We start from the raw sequence: 23107 nt of genomic DNA, 5'->3' as shown, positions 1-23107 counted from the left end.
CCTATGCCATAAAAAAAACCATCCCGATAATTAATCGGAATGGTTCGGATGTTTCGTAAGGGCAGAGTTCACCTCTGCCCCTCTGCCCTTAAAAGTTAATTCTTAGCTCCGCCCTGTTGACCGGCTTTCGGTTGTTGGTTTTGCTGTGCTTCACGCATTGGATTTGGTCCACGCTGGAAGCCTCCCGGTCCTCCTTTGAACAACTGGAACTTGGTCGGTTGAGCAGGCTGACGTGGAAAACTGTTGCTTTCCTCATCAATATCCGCGATCTCGCGATACGGATCTAATGTCCACTGAACAACCTTTTTCTTACTCGTGATTACTTTTGAAATGTTTTGGTCGTTCAATCTCCAGATTTCGGCCGGAAATCTTGCCACAGAATCGGTTCCATCTTCAAATTGCATCTTCACGATCACAGGCATCGGCAAACCGCCTTTGTTTTTTACTTTCAATGTGTAGAAATTCATGCCTGATTCGACCAACTTGCGCTCATCAGGATTCAAACTTGCTAAATAGGTATCGTATTTCTTTTTGTCGGCTTCCGTTACTTTGTAAGGATCATACGTATTATAGAAATCCTTCATGTCGGGATTTTTATCCACGACCGATTCTTTGATATAATCTTTGTCGCGCTGACGGGCTACGGTGTTGCGTTTGGCATCGGCTTCTTTTTTGGCAGCAGCTTTATTGATTTCAGGATTTTGAGTATCCATGGCAAACCATTCCACTTCCACTAAGTCTTGGTCAACCGCCTCAACACCATAGAACCAACCTTTCCAGAACCAATCCAAATCTACGCCCGAAGCATCCTCCAAAGTACGGAACAAATCGGCCGGGGTTGGATTTTTGAAAGCCCAACGGCGCGCATATTCTTTGAAAGCATAATCAAATAACTCGCGGCCCATTACTGTTTCACGCAAGATGTTGAGTGCCGTAGCCGGTTTTGCATAGGCATTGGGACCATAAAGCATGATGTTGTCGGAGCTGCTCATGATAGGAACCAGGTTTTTAGGGTCCATTTTCATGTAATCTACAATAAACTGAGGTTCTCCCCGTCGGGTTGGAAAATCTTTATCCCATTCTTTTTCAGCAAGATATTGCACAAATGTATTCAGACCCTCATCCATCCATCCCCACTGACGCTCGTCAGAATTGATGATCATTGGGAAGAAGTTATGTCCTACTTCGTGAATGATCACACCGATCATGCCATATTTGGTACCTTCCGAGTAAGTACCGTCTGCTTCCGGACGGCCGCCGTTAAACGAGATCATCGGGTATTCCATTCCACCGCCACTGGCATGACACGAATAAGCCACCGGATAAGGGTAATCTACCGAAAACTTTGAATAAGAACGTATAGTATGAGCTACTACCATCGTAGAATACTGCCCCCAAAGCGGATTTCCTTCTTTCGAATAAAGCGACATACACATCACTTTTTTGCCCGCCTGTTCTATCTGCATTGCATCCCAAATAAACTTACGGCTCGTAGCAAAGGCAAAGTCGCGAACATTTTCAGCTTTATAGATCCACGTTTTCTTGCCCGTTGGTTTGCTTTTTTCGGCTTTTTCAGCTTCTTCCTGGCTAACGATCAATACAGGACGCGTGGCTGTTTTGGCTTTTTCCATGCGCTTTTGCTGCTCAGAAGTAAGTACTTGCGCGGCATTCTGTAACTCACCCGTTGCACCTACAATGTGATCATTGGGCACCGTCAAGGCTACTTTATAGTTACCAAAAGTCAACGTAAATTCTCCCTGACCTAAGAATTGTTTGTGCTGCCAACCATTTACGTCGTCATAAACACACATTCTTGGAAACCAGTGAGCAATAAAATAATTTGTATTTCCATCTTTGGGAAAATACTCATAGCCGGCGCGGCCGTAGTATTCATTAATAAAGTAGTTCCAATCCACCGAAAAAGCATATGATTGGCCTGTTTTGATACCCACCGGCAACTCTATACGCATCATAGTACCGTTGATGGTGTATTTGAGCGGTTGACTCGTTTTGGGGTCTTTCACGGCTGTGATTTTATAGCTAAAATCCCCCGCAACACTGCCTCTCACCGAACTGGGCGTATTTAAACCGGTCACCGCATTGGCTGACATTTGGTTTTGGATGCTGTTATTTTGTGAAGTGGCATTGATCGAGTTTTTCTCAAATAAATTTTGATCCAACTGCAACCACACATACTTCAATTCATCGGGCGAGTAGTTAAAATAGGTAATGGTCTCGGTTCCGGTGATTTTGCGTTTATCGTCGTCCAATTCTGCTTTGATGTCATAATCAGCACGTTGTTGCCAAAAATCTTTCCCGGGAGCGCCTGATGCGGTGCGTGTTGTGTTGGGAGTTGGGAGCATTGAGCCCATTTGCTCAAAGCGTGAGTTAGCATTGTAATTGCCCGCAGGAGGTTGAGCGAGCAATCCACCGGCTAAAAGCATTAGCCAGTAAAAGATAAATTGTTTTCTCATTGGTATTAGCTTGTTTGTTGTAAAATTAAATGAAAATAGCAAAAACAGTCTTTATAGGTAGACACTCAGCCCTTTTTCAGCGACATTATTCCACCGATAGGCCCACAAAAGTTCGAAAAAGTTCGTTATTTAAGATCAATGAAAGCGCCATTCCCGCCACTATTCCTGAAATTAAGTGATTCCACGTTAAGCGCTTTACCTTTATGATCTCTACAAAAAAAGAAGCGATTGCCAAGGCAATGGCCACGATGACAAGTTGTCCTAATTCCAGCCCCAGATTAAACGCAAACAGCGGCATAACAATGCTTTCCTGATCGCCCAACAAACTTCGAAGGTAATTGGAAAAACCCATGCCGTGAATTAAGCCAAAACAGGCCGCCAATACATACCTCAGTTTGGGGGATTTTGCTTCTCCTGCGTTTTTTTCTGAGAAGTTGGCAAGGGCTGTGATAAATATGGTAATGGGAATCAGGAATTCAATGAATGCCGAACTATAGCTGATGATCTTGAGCGTAGACAAAGCTAACGTGACGGAATGCCCTAATGTAAAGGCCGTTACCAAAACCAGTACTTTTTTCCATTCGCGGAAAGCATAAACGGCGCAAAGTGCTATCACAAATAAAATATGGTCGTAGCCGTTGGGGTCAGTAATATGATCAAATCCGAGTTGAAGGTAGGCTTGAAATTCAGACATTGGTATGGAAAGGGGTTGATGAGAAGGTTGGTTGTTTAAAAGTGTAACAGGTTGTGGGTGTATTAATCTGCTAAAACATATATCGCATCCAGATTTCGCCCCTGCTCATCATAATCAAGACCATAGCCCACTACAAATCGATTTTCTATTTCAAACCCTACGTATTTTACCGTCAGCGGTGTTTTGAGAGCTGTAGGTTTGAAAAGCATGGAAGCTACCTGAATAGAATTGGGTTTTTGAACAGACAATTGAAAAAGCAGTTTATTCATGGTCAATCCTGTGTCTACGATATCTTCCACAATAATGACATTACGGCCATGAATCGGCTCTTTTAAGCCCAAGATTTCAGTCAATTGGCCCGTAGATTCTGTCTTTGAATAAGATGAAACACGTACAAATGTAATTTCACAGGGGATGGGAACGTTTTTTATCAGTTCGGCTGCAAATAGGAATGCCCCGTTTAGCACGACCACAAAAAGAGGGTTCTTGTCTCGGTAATCTTCACTAATTTTGCGACCGACCTCGGCGATACGTTCTTCAAGCGTTTGTTTGTCGATAAATGGAACGAATAGTTTGTCTCTGACAGCGAGCATATTTCTAAAAATATTAAAAAATTCTTAAAAAAAACTTAAAGCCTATAAACTGTTCACCGGAATTGGACGTTAATAGAGCACAGCAAAGATAATAGACCATGAAAAACAACAGCTTAAAATATTGGATATTCGGTTTTACAGGCCTTTTGATCGCTTTGGTAACGCCTGCAAAAGCCCAATTGTACGCTTCGGCTGATTTTGACAGCAAATACGAAATGCTGATGTCAAACCCCGGCGTACAGATCGAAGCGACGGAAGCCATTAACAAATTGTACAATTTTAAATTTGCCGAAGCCGACGCTGAGTTTCGTTGGTTACGCTATCGTTACCCAAGCCACCCAATGCCTTATTTTTTGATGGGCTTGGCCGAATGGTGGAAAATCGTACCTAACACCGATGATACTCGTTATGATGATCGCTGCATTGCCTTAATGGATACGTGCATCCTATTGGCCGAGAAATTGTACGATACCCGAGAAAATAAAATTGAACCTTCTTTCTTTTTAGCCGCAGCCTACGCGTTCAAAGGACGTATTCATTCCGAGCGAAAACATTGGTCTCGGGCGACTTTTGCGGGAAAAAATGCCCTTAAATATTTAGAGCGCTGCAAAGGGCAGAGCGAGATCAGTCCCGAATTGCTCTTTGGAGATGGATTATTTAACTATTTTGCCGAATGGATTCCTGATAATTACCCGCTTTTAAAACCCGTTTTATGGCTTTTTCCAAAAGGAAATAAACAAATTGGAATTCAGCAATTGGAAAAAGTGGGAAATAACGCTTTTTACACCCGTACCGAAGCCCGTTATTTTCTGTTGCAGATCTACGGCTATGAAAATCAATACGCTAAATCGTACGATTTAGCTAAGTATTCTTGGGAAACTTATCCCGACAATCCGTATTTCGAGCGGTATTATTTGCGTTCGGCTTTTGTTCGGGGCAATTCCGAAGAAGCGGAAAAAATAGCCAACAGTATTTTATCAAAAATTGATGCAGGCAAAACCGGCTATGAAGCCGTCAGTGGTCGAAATGCCGCGTATGTTTTAGCCTATTATTATAATAACCACTACCATGACTTGCCGAAAGCCAAGCTATATTATCAAAGAACACTTGATTATGCTATACAGGCCAAGGCGTTTACTTCAGGTTATTATTTGGCATCGTTGGTTGGATTGGGGCGAATTGCTGAAAAAGAGAAAGATTACGAAGCGGCGCGGGAATATTACAAAACTGCCGTAGACCGAGGCGAGAAAAAATCCGCTCAGGTAAAAGAAGCCAAAGAGGCTCTGACAAATCTGAATAAAGTGCGCCGCGACGAGCGCAGAAAACGACGGGATTAATTTTTTGATAATAAAAGTAAAGCGCGAAGGGATTGAGGATTCTCTTCGCGCTTTACTTTTTGGCGCTATGAATAGTTATAGTATGATTACTCCGCTTTGGACGTAATTATTAAATTGGGGCGAATCGGGCGAAAGTTCAGTGACCAGAAAATCAATATCGTTCAATTCACACACCCGCAGTCGCTGTGTACTTCCCAGTTTTTCACTAATGGTCACAATCGCGGTTCGTTTAGAAGCCTTGATCATTGCCTTTTTTACCTGAACGGCTTCCAAATCCGAATCCGTGATCCCTTCATCGACATCAATGGAGTTGGTTCCCAAGATACATAGATCAGCGCTAATGTCATTCATGCGGCTTATTACTTCTCCGCCCACGCTTATTTGTGAGTTTTTCACCAATTTTCCACCTAAAAAGATTACTTCTACGTTGGAATGATCGCACAATTGCAGCGCGGTCGTCAGACTGATCGTAAAGAAAGTGGCTTTCAGATCTTGCGGTAATGCTCTCACCAATTCTCTAACGGTAGTCCCGCCCCCAATCATCACATACATACCATCTTCAATCAGGGTAGCGGCTTTTTTAGCGATGATTGTTTTTTCCGACAATGCATACGTGCTGCTCGGCGTATAATCGTAATGATACGATTTTGACAATGCTCCTCCGTGTACTTTTATCAATTCGCCGGCATCGGCCAATTCGTTCAGATCCCGACGAATCGTATCTTCCGATACATTCAGCATCGCCCCTAAATCAGCAGACAAAGCCCGATTGTGCAGGTTCACTTGTTTCATTATGAATGCCTGACGTTCTCGCTTCAGCATATGCGCTTGGACTTGGTGCATGGTTAGTTCTAAATCAATTTTTTATAAAGCAGCAAAAAGACGCAGCTATCTCAACGACTTCGTTTTGTACAAAGCAAAATCATGCCAAAATCTATGTTTTTTTTATAAATTATTTCAAAAGAACGAAAAAAAACATAATTATCTGTCGAAGTTTGCAGTTTTTTCGCATATTTATTGCGGTTTTCTGCCGATTTTAACAACCAATCTTTTTTTAACCACTATGAGCCACAACTATTACGTTCAAAACAACACAGAACACAGCCGTTCTGTACTGCGGCGAACGGTTGGAACAGCACTGGCGATCTTATTTTCGCTGAGTGTTTGGGCCCAATCGTACACCGTAAAAGGAAAAGTAACCGACACCAACGGTCAACCCATCCCGGGAGCCACCGTTCAGGTAGCCGGAACAATAACAGGAACCGCCGCCAATATCGACGGCGAATTTTCCTTATCCTTAACAGGAAACGCAAAATTGAATTTCAGCGCCATTGGCTACAGTTCTGTGAGCCGCGACGTCACTTCCAGCCAATCTGTCGTGAATGTATCCCTTCGCGAAGATCAACTGAATCTGGACGAAGTGGTTGTAACGGGTTCAACGTTGCGCGCCGAGCGTCGCCAATTGGGAAATGCCATTACGACCATTAAGGCTGATAACCTTGAGAAAACAGGAACACCAAACTTGGTGAGCGCACTTCAGGGCAAAGTTCCGGGGGCACAGATCACGCAAAACTCAGGCGATCCTGCGGGTGGAATCACCGTACGTTTGCGCGGTGTAAAATCCATTCAGGGAAGCTCAGACCCATTGTATGTTATTGATGGAGTGATCGTTAACAACGAAACTTCTTCGGTATCACAATTGGCACTTACTTTAGGCAACCAAGCACCAAGTGCTTCATTGGGCACCAACCGTCTGGCCGACATTAACCCCAACGATATTGAAAGCCTGAACGTGATCAATGGTGCGGCAGCAGCAGCACAATACGGTTCACGCGCGGCAAATGGGGTAGTAATCATCACGACTAAACGCGGTAAATCCGGCGCGCCAAAGATCAACTTTACGACCAGTTTCTCTTCCAGTGAGCTTCGCAAAGGCGTTTTTATTTCTACGCTCGGTAAGCAGTTTGGTTTTAAAGATCTGCGTTTACATACCATTGGGGTAATCACACCGGCCCAAGTAGCTGCCAATCCGGGAACCACGACCGTTGGTATCGTTCGCGACGGTGCAACTTCTCAGTTAGCTTCTAATTTGGTGGACGTAACTCGTTATAATTACTTTGACAACATTTTCCGTACCGGGTTCGGAAACGATAATACGCTTTCTATTTCGGGCGGAACCGACCGTACGCAGTATTTTGTGTCGGCTTCTTACATGAAAAATGAAGGAATTGTGAAAGGTGTTGATTTTCGTCGCGCCAGCCTTCGCGCACGTATCGATCAACGACTCAACAACTGGGCTAAACTGTCGGCAGGTTTGAATTACTCCAACAGTTTTTCAAATGAAAAACCCAACGGAAACGTGTTTTACAGCCCTGTAAACTCCGTAACCATCACCAACAACATCTACGATATTACTCAACGTGATGCTGCCGGTAATTTGTTGGCCGTAGAACCGACCCGCGTCAACCCATTGACTACGGTAGAAGCAATGCAATTTACACAAGCCGTGAACCGTACCATTGCCGATGCACAGCTTAATCTTACGCCGATCAAAGGATTGGGCATTGACTGGATCGTTGGGGTGGACACCTATTCACAATTGGGAAAAAACTACATTCCACCGTATCCTTACCAAGCCGTGGCAGGGTTACCCGCCGAACGTTATCCTGACGGTTTTGCCGCCAATGCCACCAACAACGTGACGCAATTTAACAGTGACATCAACGCATCTTACGAAGTAGAACTCAGCAAAGACTTTAAACTTAATGCCGCCGCAGGTTTCAACTATCAGTTTTACCAAGCTGACTTTACCCGTTCGAGCGGTTTAAATACAGCTCCGTTCATTGAAACTGTAAGTGGTGCCGCCAGTACAACGGTAACCGCAGGCTATGGTCTTGACCGTTATAATTTGAGCGGATTTTTTGCACAGGCAACCATTGGTTACAAAAACCTGGCCTTCCTTACGGGAGCCATTCGCCGCGACCGTTCTTCCAAATTCTCACCTGCTGAAACCAACCAAACGTATCCTAAAATCAGCGGTAGTTTTGTGGTGTCAGACTTGGAGTTTTGGAAAAGCAGCAGCTTGGCAGGATTCTGGGATGGTTTCAAACTACGCGCCTCTTACGGACAGGCCGGTAACCTGACCGGTATTGGAAGTTACAGCCGTTTTTGGCAATTCTCTCCTGTTCCGTTCTTAGGTAAAAACACCATCATCCCGGGAAGTACTTTGGCCAACCCTCGCGTACGTCCGGAACGTATGGAAGAGATCGAAGTGGGAGCGGATCTTTCTTTCCTCAAAAGCCGGCTGAATGTTGGTGTTTCGGTGTATAATCAACAGATCAAAGACCTTGTTGTGAACCGCGAATTGGCACCTTCTACGGGTGGAACAGGAATCGTTAACAACGTAGGAACGATGGAAAACAAAGGCTTTGAGATCAGCGTGAACGCTCTGGCAGTGAAGAAAAAAGACTTCTCTGCTGACTTTACCGTGCTCTACAACCAAAACCGTAACAAAGTATTGGACATTGACCAGGGAAACCCAGGCGTAGGAACGCTCACAATTGCAAACTCAGCGGGTGCGCCGGTATTCCTGATCGAAGGACAACCTGCCAGTGTATTTTATGGCTGGCCTTACGCGCGTAACACTGACGGTTCGTTATTGCTGACAAAACAAAATCTTCCGCAACGCGCCTTAGGAACACAAGATGCTACTGATATCACTAAATATACAGTTGGCCCACTTGTCGACGGGCAACCCACCGGAGCCTTTGTTCGTACAGTTATTGGAAATCCAAATCCAAAATGGACCGGTTCATTTAGCGGAAATTTAACATATAAAAAATTAGGGCTTCGTTTCTTATTGGATGCTGTTCAGGGCTTTCAGGTATTCAATGCTGACAAACGTACCCGTAACAACGTAGGTATCGGCGACATCGCAGAAGCTGAAATGCTCGGAACAATGCCTCGCGGATACGTATTTTCGTTGGCTAACATCGAAGAATATCGGGTAGATGAAGGTGGATTTACCAAATTGCGTGAGTTAGCTCTTACCTATCAATTGCCTAAAGTCAAAGGAATCACCAATTGGAGTGTTTCATTGGTTGGCCGTAACCTTGTTTCATGGGATAAATACAACGGTTTTGACCCTGAAACCAATGCAGGAAACAACAGCGATATTTTGCGCGGCGTTGACTTTGGAAACGTGCCCATTCCGCGTACGTACCAAGTACAGTTGAACTTATCGTTTTAATTCAAAACTGAGAGATTTCGATGAAAAAGACAATAATATATTCCATTTTAGCAGGAGTGATGCTCACCGCCACATCCTGTAACCAAGAATACCTCAACCCAAGTGCGGCCAGTGAAACGCAGGCAACGACCGACATTAACGGTTTGATCACGCTTTGCAACGGTTTGCAGTATCGGTACACCACCACACGTGCAGGTATTATTTACAATGCCATTACGGCCAGTGGCCTTACTACCCGCGAGTTAACAGTATTAAATGCGGGTAACGGTGACGAAGAACAACTTCGCATTGGTGGATCAAACGTGGCTTCCAACAATGGTATATTGCGCAATTTGTGGGCTCAAAACCAATTGGTGAAAGCCAACGCCGACTTGATTTTAAAGAGCGTTGGCACCGTAGCGGGCGACGCAGGTACAAAAAGCGGTATTACGGTTTACGCTTCCCTTTTCAGAGCATTGGCTTTGGGAACACAGGCCCAGTTTTGGCAGCAATTACCGGTAGAAACAGGTACAAATGCTAAATTTGTTTCGCGCGAAGAGGCCTTGAAAGAGGCCATAAAAACCCTTGAAACGGCGGCTACTACCCTCGCCGCTACGCCTGTTTCTGCTACATTTACGTCACGTATCGCTCCGGGCATTGATCTGGCTAATACCATTCAGGCTTTGATCGCGCGTTTCAGCATTATGGTAGGCGACAATGCCAAAGCTTTGGCGGCTGCCAACAAAGTGGATCTGACCAAAAAATCGTCGTTCAACTTTGACGATGCCACGCAAAATCCGATGTTTTTTAACACCTTCGGTAACCGCAACGTGACCGAGCCGTTGAATGCTACGCTGGGTTTACCGGAAGCATTGCGTCCGGTAGCCACCGATAAACGCCTGGCTTTTTATTTATCCAACCCTTCAGGCGTAGCCGCAGGAGGAATAAACTTGGGTCGTGCCAGTTTCTTCACGGCAAATACTGCGGGAATCCCTGTATATCTACCGGGTGAAATGATGTTGATCAAAGCCGAGGCAAGTGCGCGTTTGAATGATTTACCGGCGGCAACTGCCGCTTTAAATTCGGTATTGACCAAAACAACCGATGCATGGGGAATTGGTGCCGCTTTACCGGCGTACTCAGGAGCTAATACTGCCGATGCTATTTTAACCGAGATTTATCGTCAACGCAGCATTGAATTGTATTTGTCAGGATTGAGATTGGAGGATAGCCGCCGTTTTAATCGTTTGGCACCGGTAACGGGTAATGCTGCTTCGCAGATAGAACGTAATCGCACTTTTTATCCTTATCCATTGATCGAAAAGGATAACAACCGCGCCAATACCCCGGATGATCCTGCGATTTAGGGTTTCACAAAACTGTTAATCGTTTTTGTTGACAGTTATTAGATTTAATTGATACCCAAGAATTAATTGATTTCTTACAAAAACGCCCTGACTCATCATCAGGGCGTTTTTGTATCCATCGGTTAACGCATGCATAACAATTAACCGTTAACTCAATTACTGCAACAATAAATAGGCTTTAATAAATTCGTCCAGATCGCCGTCCATTACGCCCTGTACATCGGAGGTTTCAACGCCGGTTCGCACATCTTTGACGAGTTTATACGGATGCATTACATAGTTACGTATCTGCGATCCCCACTCAATTTTTTTCTTGGATGCCTCCACTTCCGCGCGAGCGGCGTTGCGTTTTTCTACTTCGATCTGATACAATTTCGATTTCAGCAATCGCAGTGCCAGATCACGGTTTAAATGTTGACTGCGCTCCTGTTGACATTCTATTACCAGTCCCGAAGGCTTGTGACGTACCCGAACGGCCGTTTCGACCTTGTTTACATTTTGTCCGCCCGCACCACCTGAACGGTACGTATCCCATTCAATATCAGCAGGATTTACCTCGATTTCAATGGTATCGTCGATCAAAGGATAAGCATATACCGAAGCAAACGAGGTATGACGGCGGGCATTGGAGTCAAACGGAGAAATCCGCACCAAACGATGCACACCATTTTCGGATTGCAAATATCCATACGCCTGCGGGCCGTCAATCTGAATCGAAACCGACTTGATCCCTGCACCGTCGCCTTCCTGATAATCAATCTGCGTAACCTTGTACTTATGCTTTTCGGCCCAACGAACGTACATTCGATAAAGCATTTCGGCCCAATCCTGACTTTCGGTGCCTCCTGCACCCGAGTTGATCTCCAATACGGCGTTTAGTTGGTCTTCTTCGTTGGAGAGCATTTTTTTCAGCTCCACTTCTTCCAACACTTTCAGCGTAGCTTGGTATTCGGTTTCTACCTCGGCTTCCGTGGCTTCTTCCAATTCCAAAAATTCCTGAAGGGTTTCCAGATCGCCCAAGCGGCTTTCCACGCCATCGTAGCTTTCGGTCCAGCCTTTTAAGCCGCGAACCTCCTTCATGGTTTGCTCTGCTCTGGCGTTGTCAGTCCAAAACTCCGGCTGATTTTGCACCTGCTCTAATTCGGTCAATCGTTCTTTCTTGGTATCGTAGTCAAAGATACCCCCTCAAAGCCGAAACGCGGGCTTTCAAGTCTTTCAACTGTTCTGTTGTCATAGTTTCAATGATAAATTTACAAACTGTACGCTGGAATGAACATAACTGATTCACTCATTTTTGGGTGGCAAAGGTACAAAAAAAAGCGGTCGGTCGGTTTCAGCCGACTGACCGCTTCATTCAATGTAATTATTACTTCTTAACAATTACGCCATCAGCCACAAATGTAAGTTCGTGTTTTGGTTCTGTAATTTTCTCAATCTCTTCTTTACTTTTACCGGCATCTTCGGCGTAGTGCTGTAATTCGGCCACCGGTGTGGTTTTTACTTTTGCTTCTCCTTCAAATACAACGGTTTTACCGGCAATATCTTTAGGAACAAAAAAACCGTAATCTTTAAAACTCACGCGCATGGTCTGGCCATCGGTTGTTTTTATTTTCATCCAACATCCTTTGGCTTGGCAAACTGACTCTACGGTACCCGTTACTTTCGCAGACATTTTTTCTTTTGAACCCATTTTTTGGGCCAGTGTCGTTGAAGCTACAGCACCTTTATCAGTGATTTTTTTACCGAAATAGCCGTCCTGCGCATAAGCACCTGTTATAAAAAGAGCAAAAAGAGCGGTGATAATAAGGTTTTTCATGGTTTTTATCTTTTTTGCAAAATTAATCAATTTTGTTATTTGATAGATTTTTCCTTTGTAAATAAAAACGCAGCCTTACATTAATTCCATCCACCACCCAATGCCCGATAAATATTAACGGTAGCATTCATCTGTTTCATTTTGGTTTCGATCAGGTCAAACCGCGACTCAAGCGCATCACGTTGGGTCAACAATACTTCCATATAATCGGCCCTTGCCGATCTGAAAAGGTTATTAGAGATCGTAATGGATTGATTAAGTGCTTCTACCTCACTTGCTTTCAAAGCAAAGCTTTTTCCGAGATTATCAATGTTTGACACCTGATTAGACACCTCAATATATGCGTTCAAAACCGTTTTTTCGTAATTATAAATGGCCTGAATCTGTTTGGCATTAGCATTATAGTACGTGGCGGTTATCGCATTCTTATTGATCAAAGGCCCCGCCAAATCTCCTACTAACGTCGAAAACAACGATTGAGGAAGTTTTGCCAAATAAATAGGATTAAATGCCTGAAGACCCACATTTGCCGAAAGACCTAACGATGGGTAGAAATTCGCTTTAGCCACCTGTACATCTATTTTGCTTGCTTCCAACTGCAACTCCGCCTGCTTAATATCAGGCCGGTTTTCCAACAACTGAGACGGAATACCTGCATGGGCAATAGTTGGTGTCAACGTTTCAAAATTGCCACTGTCTCTGGGGATCGGTTGTGGGTACCTACCTAACAGAAAGTTGATTTTGTTTTCAGTCTCTATAATTCTTTGCTGAATACCATATTGCAGGCTTTGGGTGTTGAGCACTTGAGCCTGAAACCTCCGTACGGCCAACTCGGTAACCCTCGTGGATTCTTTCTCCAGTCTTACTATTTTGAGTGCATTGTTTTGAATTTCAATGTTTTGTTGTACGATATTCAATTGACTGTCAAGCGCTCTTAGTTCATAGTACGAGAGGGCAATCTCCGCTACCAGATTGGTCAGCATGAAATTTCTTCCTTCAATAGTGGCTAAATAGCGGGTTGCGGCTGCTTTTCTGGCATTGCGCAGTTTGTGCCAAATATCGACTTCCCACCGTGCATAAAGCCCACCGCCAAAATTGGGCAATGGCTCCGGTGTTTCTCTGTCCGGTTTTATTTCAATGTTGGCTTCGCTGGCACCTATTTGTGTGTACCTGGCCGCCTTTTCAACGCCGGCCGTACCGCCATACCCCACAAAAGGCAAGTATTCCCCCCTCCGGGCCATTACCTCATTCCGGGCAATCTCTATTTCCTGTAAGGTAATGTTCAACTCCTGATTGTTTTTAAACGCAGTATCAATCAGCGAAATCAGGTAGGGATCGGTAAAATAATTCTTCCACGCAACATTGGCGGTATTGACAGAATCAGGGCCCGGCGAATTATAATAGCTCGTAGCCGTTATTTTATGCTCTGTTTTCTGAATCAGAGTTGGCACAGTACAGGCAGTATATGTCAGGGCAACGAAGGCTACCCCAACATAATTTATTATCTTTTTATTTCGCATTGTTTTTGGATTCATCTACGTGGGGAAAATGATCTATCGCATGGACAAATTCTTCGGTCAATGAGCCATCGTCCTCGTCTCTGATCAGCTTTTTGCCGTCGGCCAGTTTACCAAATATGTAATACAGTCCGGGGATGATAATGACCCCGAAAATGGTTCCGAACAACATACCGCCAAGGGCAGAAGCACCAATGGTACGGTTACCGATCGCTCCTGCACCCTTGGCAATGATCAGTGGTATCAACCCTGCCACAAACGCGAAGGATGTCATTAAGATGGGACGGAAACGAACTCTGGCACCTTCAATGGCTGCGTTCAGGATCGTTTCTCCTTCATGCCGCTTCTGAACGGCAAATTCAACGATCAATACGGCATTTTTCCCCAACAGACCTACAAGCATGATGAGACCTATTTGGGCATAAATGTTGTTTTCCAACCCCATCAGCTTGAGCAACAGGAAAGAACCAAATACTCCCACCGGAAGTGAGAATACCACAGCAAAAGGAATAATGAAACTCTCGTACTGAGCCGCTAACACGAAGTACACAAAGGCCAATACAATAAAGAACACGTAAAGGGCTTCATTTCCCCGGTTTGCTTCGTCATAGGAAAGACCTTCGAATGCAATATCGTATCCTTTGGGCAATGTCTTAGCGGCAACTTCCCGTATGGCCTGTATGGCATCTGCGGTCGTATAACCCTTTGCCGGAAGGCCTTGAATAGCCGCCGAATTGTATAAGTTGAAACGGGTGATTTCATTAGGGCCCTGACCTTTTTTAAGGCTCATGAACGACGAATAAGGCACCATTTCTCCCTCTTCATTTTTGACAAAAAGCTTTAAAAGATCCGTTGGAAGCCTTCTGAAAGCAGGATCGGACTGTACGTACACTTTGAAAAACTGGTTAAACTTAATGAACCCCTGCTCATAGGTACTCCCGATCATGATATTGAGGTTATCCATCGCTTTCCCGATCGACACGCCTTTTTGCATGGCCAGTTTATTGTCGATCTCCAGTTCGTACTGAGGATAATTCGCGGCAAAAAAGGTAAATAAACCCGTGAGTTCTTTTCGTTTTCCCAGATTATCCATGAATTCTTTGTTGATCTTATCAAATTCACTGTAGTCTGTATCGGTTGTTTTATCCAATAAACGCATGGAAAAACCACCGGAAGTACCAAAGCCCGGGATGGCCGGGGGTTCAAAGAATTCAACCGTAGCCCCAAGTCCCTTCGATGCCACTTCCAGTTCTTCCATGATCTCCTTCACGTTGTGTTCGCGTTCCGACCACGGTTTGAGGTTGATCAGACAGGTACCGGCATTAGAGCCACGTCCTTCTGTCATGATCTCATAACCGGCCAAAGAAGACACCGATTCTATTCCCTCAACCTCTTCACAAATTTTCTGAAGACGGCGAGAAACTTCGTTGGTTTTTTCCAGCGTAGAGCCGGGAGGCGTCTGAATGATCGCATAAATGGTACTCTGGTCTTCGTTGGGAATAAATCCTGCCGGCAGGATTTTATTCTCATAGGCTATTCCTGCACAAAAAGCCGCTAATATGACGAACGTAAGGACTCTTCTGCTCACAATCAATTTTAACAGACTCACATATTTTCCGGTCATTTTGTCAAATCCTCGGTTGAAACTGTCGAGCGCGCGGGTTAGCAGATTCTTCTTCTTTTCATGTCCATGATGATTTTTCAACAACATGGCACATAATACAGGGGTAAGCGTCAGGGCGATCAAGGCCGAGATCACGATAGAACTGGCCATCGTAATGGAGAATTGTCGGTAAAAAGTACCAACCGGACCGGACATGAATGAAATAGGTAAGAACACCGACACCATTACGGCCGTGATGGCGATGATCGCTCCGCTGATCTCCCCAAGTACTTTTTTGACCGCAGCGTAGGGTGTCAAATTCGGCTCTTCTTCCATTTTGGCGTGCACGGCTTCCACCACCACAATGGCATCATCCACTACAATACCAATGGCCAATACCAACGCAAAAAGCGTAATCAAGTTGATAGAAAGCCCGAAAGCCTGAATGACAAAGAACGCCCCGATCAAGGATACCGGAACCGCCAGAATAGGAATCAGGGTAGAACGCCAATCGCCTAAGAAAATGAAAACAACCAACGCCACCAGAATAAACGCATCTCGCAGTGTATCAATCACTTGCTCAATAGACGCATCCAAAAATTGAGACACATCATAGCTGATTTTGTAATCTACACCCGGAGGAAATGAGGTTTTCATTACCTCCAATTTTGCTTTTACCTGCTCAATAACGTCACTGGCGTTACTGCCATAGTTTTGCCGCATCACAATCGCCGCCGATGCTTTTCCATCTAAGTTGGAGTAGATATCAAAGAATTCACTCCCCAATTCAACGTGAGCAATGTCCTTCAGGTGGATGCTTTCACCCTCTGAGTTAGCCCTAATAATAATATCTTCGTACTCTTTCGGATCGCTGTATCTTCCTTTATAGGTAAGCACATATTCCAACGATTGTGCGGCAATCCCGGAGCTTTGCCCGATCCGGCCGGGTCGGCCAATGATACTTTGTTCCCCAACGGCCTTCATTACTTCTTCGGTGGAGATGTTATAGGCTCTCATGCGGTCCGGGTTTAACCAGATACGCATCGCGTATCTCCGACTACCTAATATTTGAGCCCTGGCTACCCCTTTGGTCCGTTGTAATTCAGGAATCATCTTAACGGTAGCGTAGTTGAACAGGAATTTCTCGTCAATACTCTTTTCCTTAGAATAAAGGTTGACGTACATCAACATACTGGGCTGAATTGGCGTGATAATTACCCCTTCTCGTTGTACTAACTCGGGTAGGAGAGGCATTACCTGATCCACCCTTGTTTTTACCCGAATAACGGCATCATTCGGGTCCGTACCGGGTTCAAAAATAATCCGGAGGGTAGCTTCACCGGCACTGGTTGCATCGGTAGCGATGTACCGCATATCCTGAACCCCATTGATGGCCTGTTCCAACGTAATCAGCGTGGATTTAACCAATACATCGGCACTGGCACCGGGATAAGCGATAAATATGTTTACAGTTGTGGGGGCAATATCCGGGAATTGAGAAATAGGCAATTTCTCAATAGCCAGTATACCGATAAAGACGATCATGACCGATATTACGATAGCGAATACAGGTCTGCGTATGAATTGATTGAACATGTCTTAGTGCTGTTTGGAATGCCTGCTTATTCGGCATATAGGCTTAGATTAGAGATAACAGAAGCGGGCTGTACGAACTTATAGTGGATTTTTTCGTTTTCGCGTACCTGCCGTAAGCCTTCCAGCAAGATTTTATCATCCTCTTTCAGACCGTCTTTAACAACAAAAATGTGCGGCAACTCCGCAGCAATGGTTACCTCTCTTGATCGAATCACGTTGTTTTTGTCTACCACGTAGACGTACTTCTTTTCCAAAACTTCAAAAGTGGCTTTTTGAGGAATGATCAGGGCATTTTTAAGTGATTGAACCACTTGGATATTACCTGTTTCCCCGTGTCTCAGCAGTTTTTTAGGGTTAGGGAATGTTGCTCTAAAGGCAATGTTACCCGTCTCATTATTGAAGTCAGCTTCGATAGTTTCAACGACACCCGGATACTCAAACACCTTATTATTTGCCATACGTAACCCAACTTTCAGCATGCCTTCTTTTTCCGAGCGGGTTTTATAATCCAGGTATTCCGCTTCCGGCACGTTGAAGTAAACCCACATTTTACTGTTATCCGACAGGGTAGTCAACAGATCACCTTCACCGACAAGACTTCCAAGTCGGACCTGAAAATGATCCATGATACCATCGAAAGGCGCTCTGATATCGGTAAAACCTAAGTGAACTTGGGCAAGTGACAATTCAGCTTTTGCTTTGTCCCATTTGGCTTTTGCCAAAGCCAATTCATTTTTGGATACAATATTGCTGTCTGCCAACGCTTTTGTGTTGCGGTATTCTATTTCGGCAAAGTTGGCTTCGGCCTGTGCTTTTTGCTGTTCTGCCTCATAAAGCATAGGCATGATTTGAAACATCGCCTGTCCTTTTCTTACGAACTGCCCCTCGTCCACAAAGATTTTCTGTAAATAACCTTTCTCCAAAGCTCTCAATTCAATGTGGCTGATGGCATGGATCTGGCTTACGTATTCTTTGGTGATCGTCGTGTCCTTTCTCAGAGGGCTGGTAACCGCAAATTGGACTTCTTCTTCTTTTTCTTCTTTCTTAGATTCACAGCCTGTTTGGCAGAACGCCGCACACAAGCTAATGAGTATGAGAATTTTCTTCATTGGTTTTGTTAGTTAATACTATATGGTTTTTATGGTAGTTATTCCTTTGAAAATATATACCTGTTGCTACAGGTTTTTTCCCTTATTCCGGCAATTTTATGGTAATTAGTATACTGATTTATTGCAAAATGGAAGGCTGAAAAGAATCTATTTTTATGCTTAATTATGCCTATCAAATCCGTATTACCTCAAACATCAGGTAAAGGGATTTATAAGACGGAGAATAAGATAAAAACTTAAAGAAGAAAAAATGTATTTGGGTGTATTGAAAGAGGAATTCAGGTAGTTGGGTGTAAAAAGGAGTAGTTATATTATTACTGAATGATAAATACTTTTTGAAAGAAATTACTTCCTTTTCTTCAATATCAGTTGTATGATTTTGTTCCTTTTCTTCTTTCGTAATAGATAAGGCCGACTTACTATCTAAATGTTGGCTTTTTTCAGCAATAAAACCGTTATTGGTTTTTATTAGAGAACTACTGTTATATCTATAAAATATCCAGCCATTATGTTGAAGATATTCTCTTAACTGTAGAATACATAACGGAAACAGAGATTTAACTGACTTTATCATGGTGTAAATAATTTTAGGAATTGGTGTGTAAAATTATTTTGCACGATTTTTATAATGTATTGACTATTACCTTATTAATCTATAATATTATAAGCTGACTTGCTCAAAAACTCCCTAATGAATTAGCAAATAAGATTCATTTTTGGGAGCAAGTACTTATCTATATAAGATATGAATTGTCGGTTAACATTATAATCGTGTTTGCAAATAGCGCCATGAGTGGTTAGAACATGATTAAAGCAAAATTAAAATAGAATTAAATTGTCTAAATGAATAGCCAATCATAGAAACCAATGAAGATTTAGTATAAATATTTGCATATTTTGATTTATGCCGGAGGTCTTTTATAAAAACTGAGCGTTGAAAAAATAGAAGAAACGAATATTTTTTCAGCCTATAATCATCAGGAAATCAACCTTAAAAGACATGCAAATCTTTTCTGCTTAGCATAAAGCAGAAGTCAATAGATTTGTCTCCAATGTATGACAAAAAACAGCAATCAGTGAGACTGTTTTTTTAATTGGGTAAAGAAGTAAATTGATTTCTCCGAGCTATGGAAGCATCGGATTTTGGGGGAAGTAATAAAAACGCTTTATAGAAAACACTGTCTTATAAGCACCGATTTGTTAATCATGTTAAGATCAATACAGAAACTCAAACCCGTCATTTTTTGGAATAGTATATGATTTGAGAAAAGCCCTTACTACTTCATCATTTTGCAGATCTTTAAGGTCTTTTTTAAGATGTTTAACCGTTTTTTTGTATTCGCTGACCTGTTGATTAAAAGCAAATTCCAGGCCAAATGGATTTGAAATCATGTATGCCGCCTGACCGCTTATCGCCTGGGCCTGAAACTGCAAATCTTCGTATTCCATTTCCAGCTCTTTGGTTTGTTCGCGCAATATTTTGTTATAATACTTAAGATGGGTCTCGGCCAACGACTCAATATGCGATTGATCTATGCGCTCAAACTCCAGTTGCAAACGCAATAACGCCATCAGATCATTTTTTTCGTATGCCTGTGTTACGCGTTGCATGATTTCCGTTTTGCGCGCCTTTTCAGCTTCATCGGTTTCTCTGTCCGGGTGAAAAGCTTTCACTAAATCAAGGTAAATAGTCCGCACGGCTTTTGTGCCGGTGCGAATTTCCAATTCCTTTTTCGCTTCGCGGTCCAACTGTTTTTGAGTTTTTGGACGTTGCGTGCGTTGTTGTTTCCATTGATTTTGCTGAGTTTCAAAATCTTCCTGTTGCTCCGCCATTTTTTGGTGCAATCGTTCCTGTATTTTTTCAGGATCATTCAAATCAAAATCGTCTCCCAAATCTACCCCAAGCACCGAAAACAGACTTTTCAAACGTTCGGCTTCTTCCTGTTTAGCCTCTTCAAGGATGTCGTCATAACTTCCTCCCTGACTGTATTTGTCATAAATGGGCTTTAGCTCTTCCATTCTACCCACCTCGATCAACTCAAGAGCAATGTCCTGAATCAGATAGGCCAGCTTCTTCTTTTCATTTTTTTTGTAAAATGACGACTCATAGGCCCGATCAAAACGTTGAACCAATTGCGCGCGTTGTTCAAAATACTGCTCGCGTAGAGGCACCAACTCCGTTGCAGCGCGTTGTTGAAGCTTGGTCATTGTTTCCCGATACTCAACAATGCTCTTTTCGAGAGTATCTATCTTTTGAACCAAGCGATTAAACTCTTTCTGCGACTTGGTTTGTTCGGCTTTGGCCTTCGTTATTTGAACAATTTTAGCGCACATTGTCTTCCTCTACTTTCTTTTTGCGAAAAATCAGTGCTATCAACAAAATCACAATGATGACCAACAACAGCGTAAATCGAAATTCATCAAAAATGAAGCTTGAAGGCGTAAGCAGCGAAATATCGGCCAGTTTTTGTTGAAAGATTTCCTTTCCCCACACCTTGATTGCTTCAGCCTGATTGACCAACAGTGAAGCGCGCAATGTTTCCTTGTAACGGACAAGTGCACTTGGTGAAAAATAAAAAAACATAAAAGTCAGATAGCCACAAAGCAACGCGCCCGTCAGCCAAACAACGTATCCGATCGAAATACCTTCCCACGCGTGCAGGTATCCTTTGCCAATATTTTTACGGTAATACCAACAGGCTGTTGAGATAATGATCGCAAAAAAACCAACGTCTAGCGCACGGCTCGTTCCGGAGAATTTTTCTAAATTTTGAACAACCAAAAAGAACAAAAAACACACAAATCCCGCCAACAAACCAAAGGCAAGTGGTATCTTAAGAAGCGGCTTATTAAAAAAGTTAATCACATTTGCCATGACTTATCCACAAAGTTATCCACACTTTTCTACTTTATTTCGATTTAACACATATAATGCCCTCCCTTTCAGTCGATTTTCGAGAAAAGGAGAGTTTTTTGATTTAGAACGGGTATTAGCGAACACCCATTCCAAGTCGGGATCAAAGATGGTGAGATTGGCCGAATTACCCTCTGCAATTGTATGAGTCGGCAGACGTAAAATAGTGCGCGGCCGGTACGTAAACTTATCCACCAGTTGCTCTATACTCAACGTTGTATTATAAGTATTGAGCACCGCAAAAGCGGTTTCCAAACCAATAATTCCAAATTCGGCCAAGTCAAATTCCAGGTTCTTTGCTTCTTCATCCTGAGGGTTATGATCAGAAACCACCGCGTCAATGGTGCCGTCGGCCAAACCTTCCCATAAAGCGTCAATATCTTCCTGCTTTCGAAAGGGCGGATTTACCTTATAGTTGGTGTCAAAATCGGCTAATACTGAATCTTCAAAAGCGATTTGGTGCGCGGCTATATCGCAGGAAACCGGCAACTGTTGCGCTTTGGCCTGACGGATCAGGGCCACGGCATTCGCGGTCGAAATCGTTGAAAAATGGAGTAGGGGAGTATCGCTTTTGATTCCTACGTATTCCAGTAATTTCAAATCGCGCATGATCATCAATTCTTCGGCAATCGCCGGGATGCCGCGCATTCCCAGCAAGGTACTGAATTCGCCTTCGTTCATTTGTCCAAACACCGTCAGATCAAAATCTTCGGGGCGATTCATCAACACCCGATTCACCTGTTGCAGGTATTGAAGCGATTTCAGGAAAATGTGGGTATTTTGAATGGCGTGAACACCATCCGAAAACGCCGCTGCTCCGGCATACGTCAGGTCGATCATTTCGGTAAAGTCTTTCCCTTCACATCCTTTCGTGACCGCACCGATCGGGTGAACCGTTACAAATTGTTCGGATGCTTTTTGCTTTACATACACCAACGTGTTTTTAGAATCCAACGCCGGTTGGGTATTGGGTAAAACGGCTATTTCGGTAAAACCACCCACTACCGCCGCTTCACAGGCGGTGGTCAGGTCTTCTTTGTGTTCGTGGCCGGGATCATGAGAAGAAACCCGCATATCAACCCAACCGGAAGATATGTGCCAATTGTTGCCCGTTAACAATTCTGCATTCGGGGCATCAAGTTGGTCACCAATTTGGGTAATCTGTCCATTTTCGACCAAAATATCTTTCGTTTGCCCATTATACGGCGAGCGACTATCAATAATCTTAACAGAACGAATCAGTAGCATATATTTTATTAACTTTACTCCGGTCCCAATTTTGGGTAATGGCCGGCTAAAAAAAAAGCCCCTTTCGGAGCTTCCGGTTATTCACCAATTAATGCTTTGTATTCATCTACAGAGAGTAACCCGTCCGTTGAACCGGTCACTTTGATACGAACCATCCAGCCTTTTCCGTAAGGATCTTCGTTGACCAGCTCGGGTGAAGCTTCCAGTTCATCATTAAATTCAAGGATTTCACCTGAAATGGGGATAAAAAGATCAGAAACTGTTTTCACAGCTTCTACAGACCCAAAGATCTCGCCTTCTTCAATGGTTTGACCAACGGTAGTGATATCTACGTAAACAATATCACCCAATTCTTTTTGGGCAAAATCGGTCACTCCTACTACTGCGGTATCATCGTCTTCAAAACGAATCCATTCGTGATCTTTGGTGTATTTAAGCTCTGCCGGGAATATCATGGTTTGTTGAGGCTTTTGTTTGGGCGTGCAAGATAATACGAAAACATAAATTATGCGAAATAGGTCGGTTACTTTCCGCGATTTTCCGGAGTAATACATTCTTAATCAACGCCTATTTAATTTCCGGTCTTTGTTTGGTCAGGAGAATAGCCTGCG

General features: G+C 43.5%; 16 protein-coding genes. 3 read left to right on the top strand and 13 right to left on the bottom strand.

Annotated elements, in window-relative coordinates; genetic code table 11:
• Positions 1-95: 95 nt before the first annotated feature.
• From ACQY73_RS19825 to hpt, 3 genes are all read right to left on the bottom strand, one after another.
• A complete protein-coding gene (locus tag ACQY73_RS19825) occupies positions 96-2474 on the bottom strand; it encodes a M1 family metallopeptidase (RefSeq protein ID WP_428654109.1) in 2379 nt (792 codons plus the stop codon).
• An 85-nt stretch (positions 2475-2559) separates the two neighbouring features.
• Positions 2560-3168, bottom strand: coding sequence for a HupE/UreJ family protein (locus ACQY73_RS19820; RefSeq protein ID WP_428654107.1), 609 nt, complete (start codon positions 3166-3168; stop codon positions 2560-2562).
• Between the two features lie 62 nt (positions 3169-3230).
• The gene (hpt, locus tag ACQY73_RS19815; RefSeq protein ID WP_428654105.1) at positions 3231-3761 is read right to left on the bottom strand and encodes a hypoxanthine phosphoribosyltransferase; all 531 of its coding nucleotides are present in this window, start codon (positions 3759-3761) and stop codon (positions 3231-3233) included.
• Positions 3762-3859: 98 nt separating this feature from the next.
• Between hpt and ACQY73_RS19810 the strand changes: the two genes are divergently transcribed.
• Positions 3860-5098 carry a tetratricopeptide repeat protein gene (locus ACQY73_RS19810; RefSeq protein WP_428654102.1) on the top strand — a complete coding sequence of 413 codons (1239 nt, stop codon included), beginning with the start codon at positions 3860-3862 and terminating at the stop codon, positions 5096-5098.
• Between the two features lie 75 nt (positions 5099-5173).
• Here ACQY73_RS19810 and ACQY73_RS19805 read toward each other — a convergent pair whose 3' ends face one another.
• On the bottom strand, positions 5174-5941 hold the full coding sequence (locus ACQY73_RS19805; RefSeq protein WP_428654100.1) for a DeoR/GlpR family DNA-binding transcription regulator: 768 nt from the start codon (positions 5939-5941) through the stop codon (positions 5174-5176).
• A 220-nt stretch (positions 5942-6161) separates the two neighbouring features.
• On the opposite strand from ACQY73_RS19805, the gene ACQY73_RS19800 reads away from it, so the two are divergent.
• Both ACQY73_RS19800 and ACQY73_RS19795 read left to right on the top strand, forming a co-directional pair.
• Positions 6162-9347 (top strand): SusC/RagA family TonB-linked outer membrane protein, encoded by a 3186-nt coding sequence (locus ACQY73_RS19800; protein WP_428654098.1) that lies wholly within the window; start codon positions 6162-6164, stop codon positions 9345-9347.
• 20 nt (positions 9348-9367) lie between these two features.
• Positions 9368-10693, top strand: coding sequence for a RagB/SusD family nutrient uptake outer membrane protein (locus tag ACQY73_RS19795; protein WP_428654096.1), 1326 nt, complete (start codon positions 9368-9370; stop codon positions 10691-10693).
• A 156-nt stretch (positions 10694-10849) separates the two neighbouring features.
• On the opposite strand, the gene prfB is transcribed toward ACQY73_RS19795, so the two are convergent.
• From prfB to gcvH, 9 genes are all read right to left on the bottom strand, one after another.
• Positions 10850-11927, bottom strand: a protein-coding gene (prfB, locus tag ACQY73_RS19790) for a peptide chain release factor 2 (RefSeq protein ID WP_428654094.1) whose coding sequence is annotated in 2 segments (ribosomal slippage) — positions 10850-11866 and positions 11868-11927 — 1077 coding nt in all. Because the reading frame shifts where the segments join, the coding sequence is not laid out codon by codon here.
• 132 nt (positions 11928-12059) lie between these two features.
• Positions 12060-12509 carry a DUF4920 domain-containing protein gene (locus ACQY73_RS19785; protein ID WP_428654091.1) on the bottom strand — a complete coding sequence of 150 codons (450 nt, stop codon included), beginning with the start codon at positions 12507-12509 and terminating at the stop codon, positions 12060-12062.
• A gap of 80 nt (positions 12510-12589) precedes the next feature.
• Complete coding sequence (locus ACQY73_RS19780) at positions 12590-14029, bottom strand: TolC family protein (protein WP_428654089.1); 1440 nt, start codon at positions 14027-14029, stop codon at positions 12590-12592.
• Positions 14019-17225, bottom strand: coding sequence for an efflux RND transporter permease subunit (locus tag ACQY73_RS19775; protein WP_428654087.1), 3207 nt, complete (start codon positions 17223-17225; stop codon positions 14019-14021). Before ACQY73_RS19775 ends, ACQY73_RS19780 begins: the two co-directional genes overlap by 11 nt.
• 26 nt (positions 17226-17251) lie before the next feature.
• On the bottom strand, positions 17252-18334 hold the full coding sequence (locus ACQY73_RS19770) for an efflux RND transporter periplasmic adaptor subunit (RefSeq protein ID WP_428654085.1): 1083 nt from the start codon (positions 18332-18334) through the stop codon (positions 17252-17254).
• Positions 18335-19549: 1215 nt separating this feature from the next.
• Positions 19550-20668, bottom strand: coding sequence for a hypothetical protein (locus ACQY73_RS19765; RefSeq protein ID WP_428654083.1), 1119 nt, complete (start codon positions 20666-20668; stop codon positions 19550-19552).
• Positions 20658-21209, bottom strand: coding sequence for a DUF4199 domain-containing protein (locus ACQY73_RS19760; RefSeq protein WP_428654081.1), 552 nt, complete (start codon positions 21207-21209; stop codon positions 20658-20660). The genes ACQY73_RS19765 and ACQY73_RS19760 overlap by 11 nt, the downstream gene beginning before the upstream one ends.
• Positions 21210-21224: 15 nt before the next feature.
• Entirely contained in the window at positions 21225-22496 is a 1272-nt protein-coding gene (locus ACQY73_RS19755; RefSeq protein ID WP_428654078.1) for a dihydroorotase, read from the bottom strand.
• Between the two features lie 77 nt (positions 22497-22573).
• Positions 22574-22951: a glycine cleavage system protein GcvH gene (gene gcvH, locus ACQY73_RS19750; protein ID WP_428654076.1), complete on the bottom strand. Its 378-nt coding sequence runs from the start codon at positions 22949-22951 to the stop codon at positions 22574-22576.
• Positions 22952-23107: the final 156 nt, after the last annotated feature.

The organism is Runella sp., assembly GCF_965279615.1.
GTDB lineage: Bacteria > Bacteroidota > Bacteroidia > Cytophagales > Spirosomataceae > Runella.
This window is presented reverse-complemented; position numbering and strand designations above follow the sequence as displayed.

Excerpts from the sequence above, each read along its gene's own strand:
- ACQY73_RS19825 (WP_428654109.1), bottom strand. The coding sequence starts at position 2,474 with ATGAGAAAACAATTTATCTTTTACTGGCTAATGCTTTTAGCCGGTGGA.
- ACQY73_RS19820 (WP_428654107.1), bottom strand. The coding sequence starts at position 3,168 with ATGTCTGAATTTCAAGCCTACCTTCAACTCGGATTTGATCATATTACT.
- hpt (WP_428654105.1), bottom strand. The coding sequence starts at position 3,761 with ATGCTCGCTGTCAGAGACAAACTATTCGTTCCATTTATCGACAAACAA.
- ACQY73_RS19810 (WP_428654102.1), top strand. The coding sequence starts at position 3,860 with ATGAAAAACAACAGCTTAAAATATTGGATATTCGGTTTTACAGGCCTT.
- ACQY73_RS19805 (WP_428654100.1), bottom strand. The coding sequence starts at position 5,941 with ATGCACCAAGTCCAAGCGCATATGCTGAAGCGAGAACGTCAGGCATTC.
- ACQY73_RS19800 (WP_428654098.1), top strand. The coding sequence starts at position 6,162 with ATGAGCCACAACTATTACGTTCAAAACAACACAGAACACAGCCGTTCT.
- ACQY73_RS19795 (WP_428654096.1), top strand. The coding sequence starts at position 9,368 with ATGAAAAAGACAATAATATATTCCATTTTAGCAGGAGTGATGCTCACC.
- ACQY73_RS19785 (WP_428654091.1), bottom strand. The coding sequence starts at position 12,509 with ATGAAAAACCTTATTATCACCGCTCTTTTTGCTCTTTTTATAACAGGT.
- ACQY73_RS19780 (WP_428654089.1), bottom strand. The coding sequence starts at position 14,029 with ATGCGAAATAAAAAGATAATAAATTATGTTGGGGTAGCCTTCGTTGCC.
- ACQY73_RS19775 (WP_428654087.1), bottom strand. The coding sequence starts at position 17,225 with ATGTTCAATCAATTCATACGCAGACCTGTATTCGCTATCGTAATATCG.
- ACQY73_RS19770 (WP_428654085.1), bottom strand. The coding sequence starts at position 18,334 with ATGAAGAAAATTCTCATACTCATTAGCTTGTGTGCGGCGTTCTGCCAA.
- ACQY73_RS19765 (WP_428654083.1), bottom strand. The coding sequence starts at position 20,668 with ATGTGCGCTAAAATTGTTCAAATAACGAAGGCCAAAGCCGAACAAACC.
- ACQY73_RS19760 (WP_428654081.1), bottom strand. The coding sequence starts at position 21,209 with ATGGCAAATGTGATTAACTTTTTTAATAAGCCGCTTCTTAAGATACCA.
- ACQY73_RS19755 (WP_428654078.1), bottom strand. The coding sequence starts at position 22,496 with ATGCTACTGATTCGTTCTGTTAAGATTATTGATAGTCGCTCGCCGTAT.
- gcvH (WP_428654076.1), bottom strand. The coding sequence starts at position 22,951 with ATGATATTCCCGGCAGAGCTTAAATACACCAAAGATCACGAATGGATT.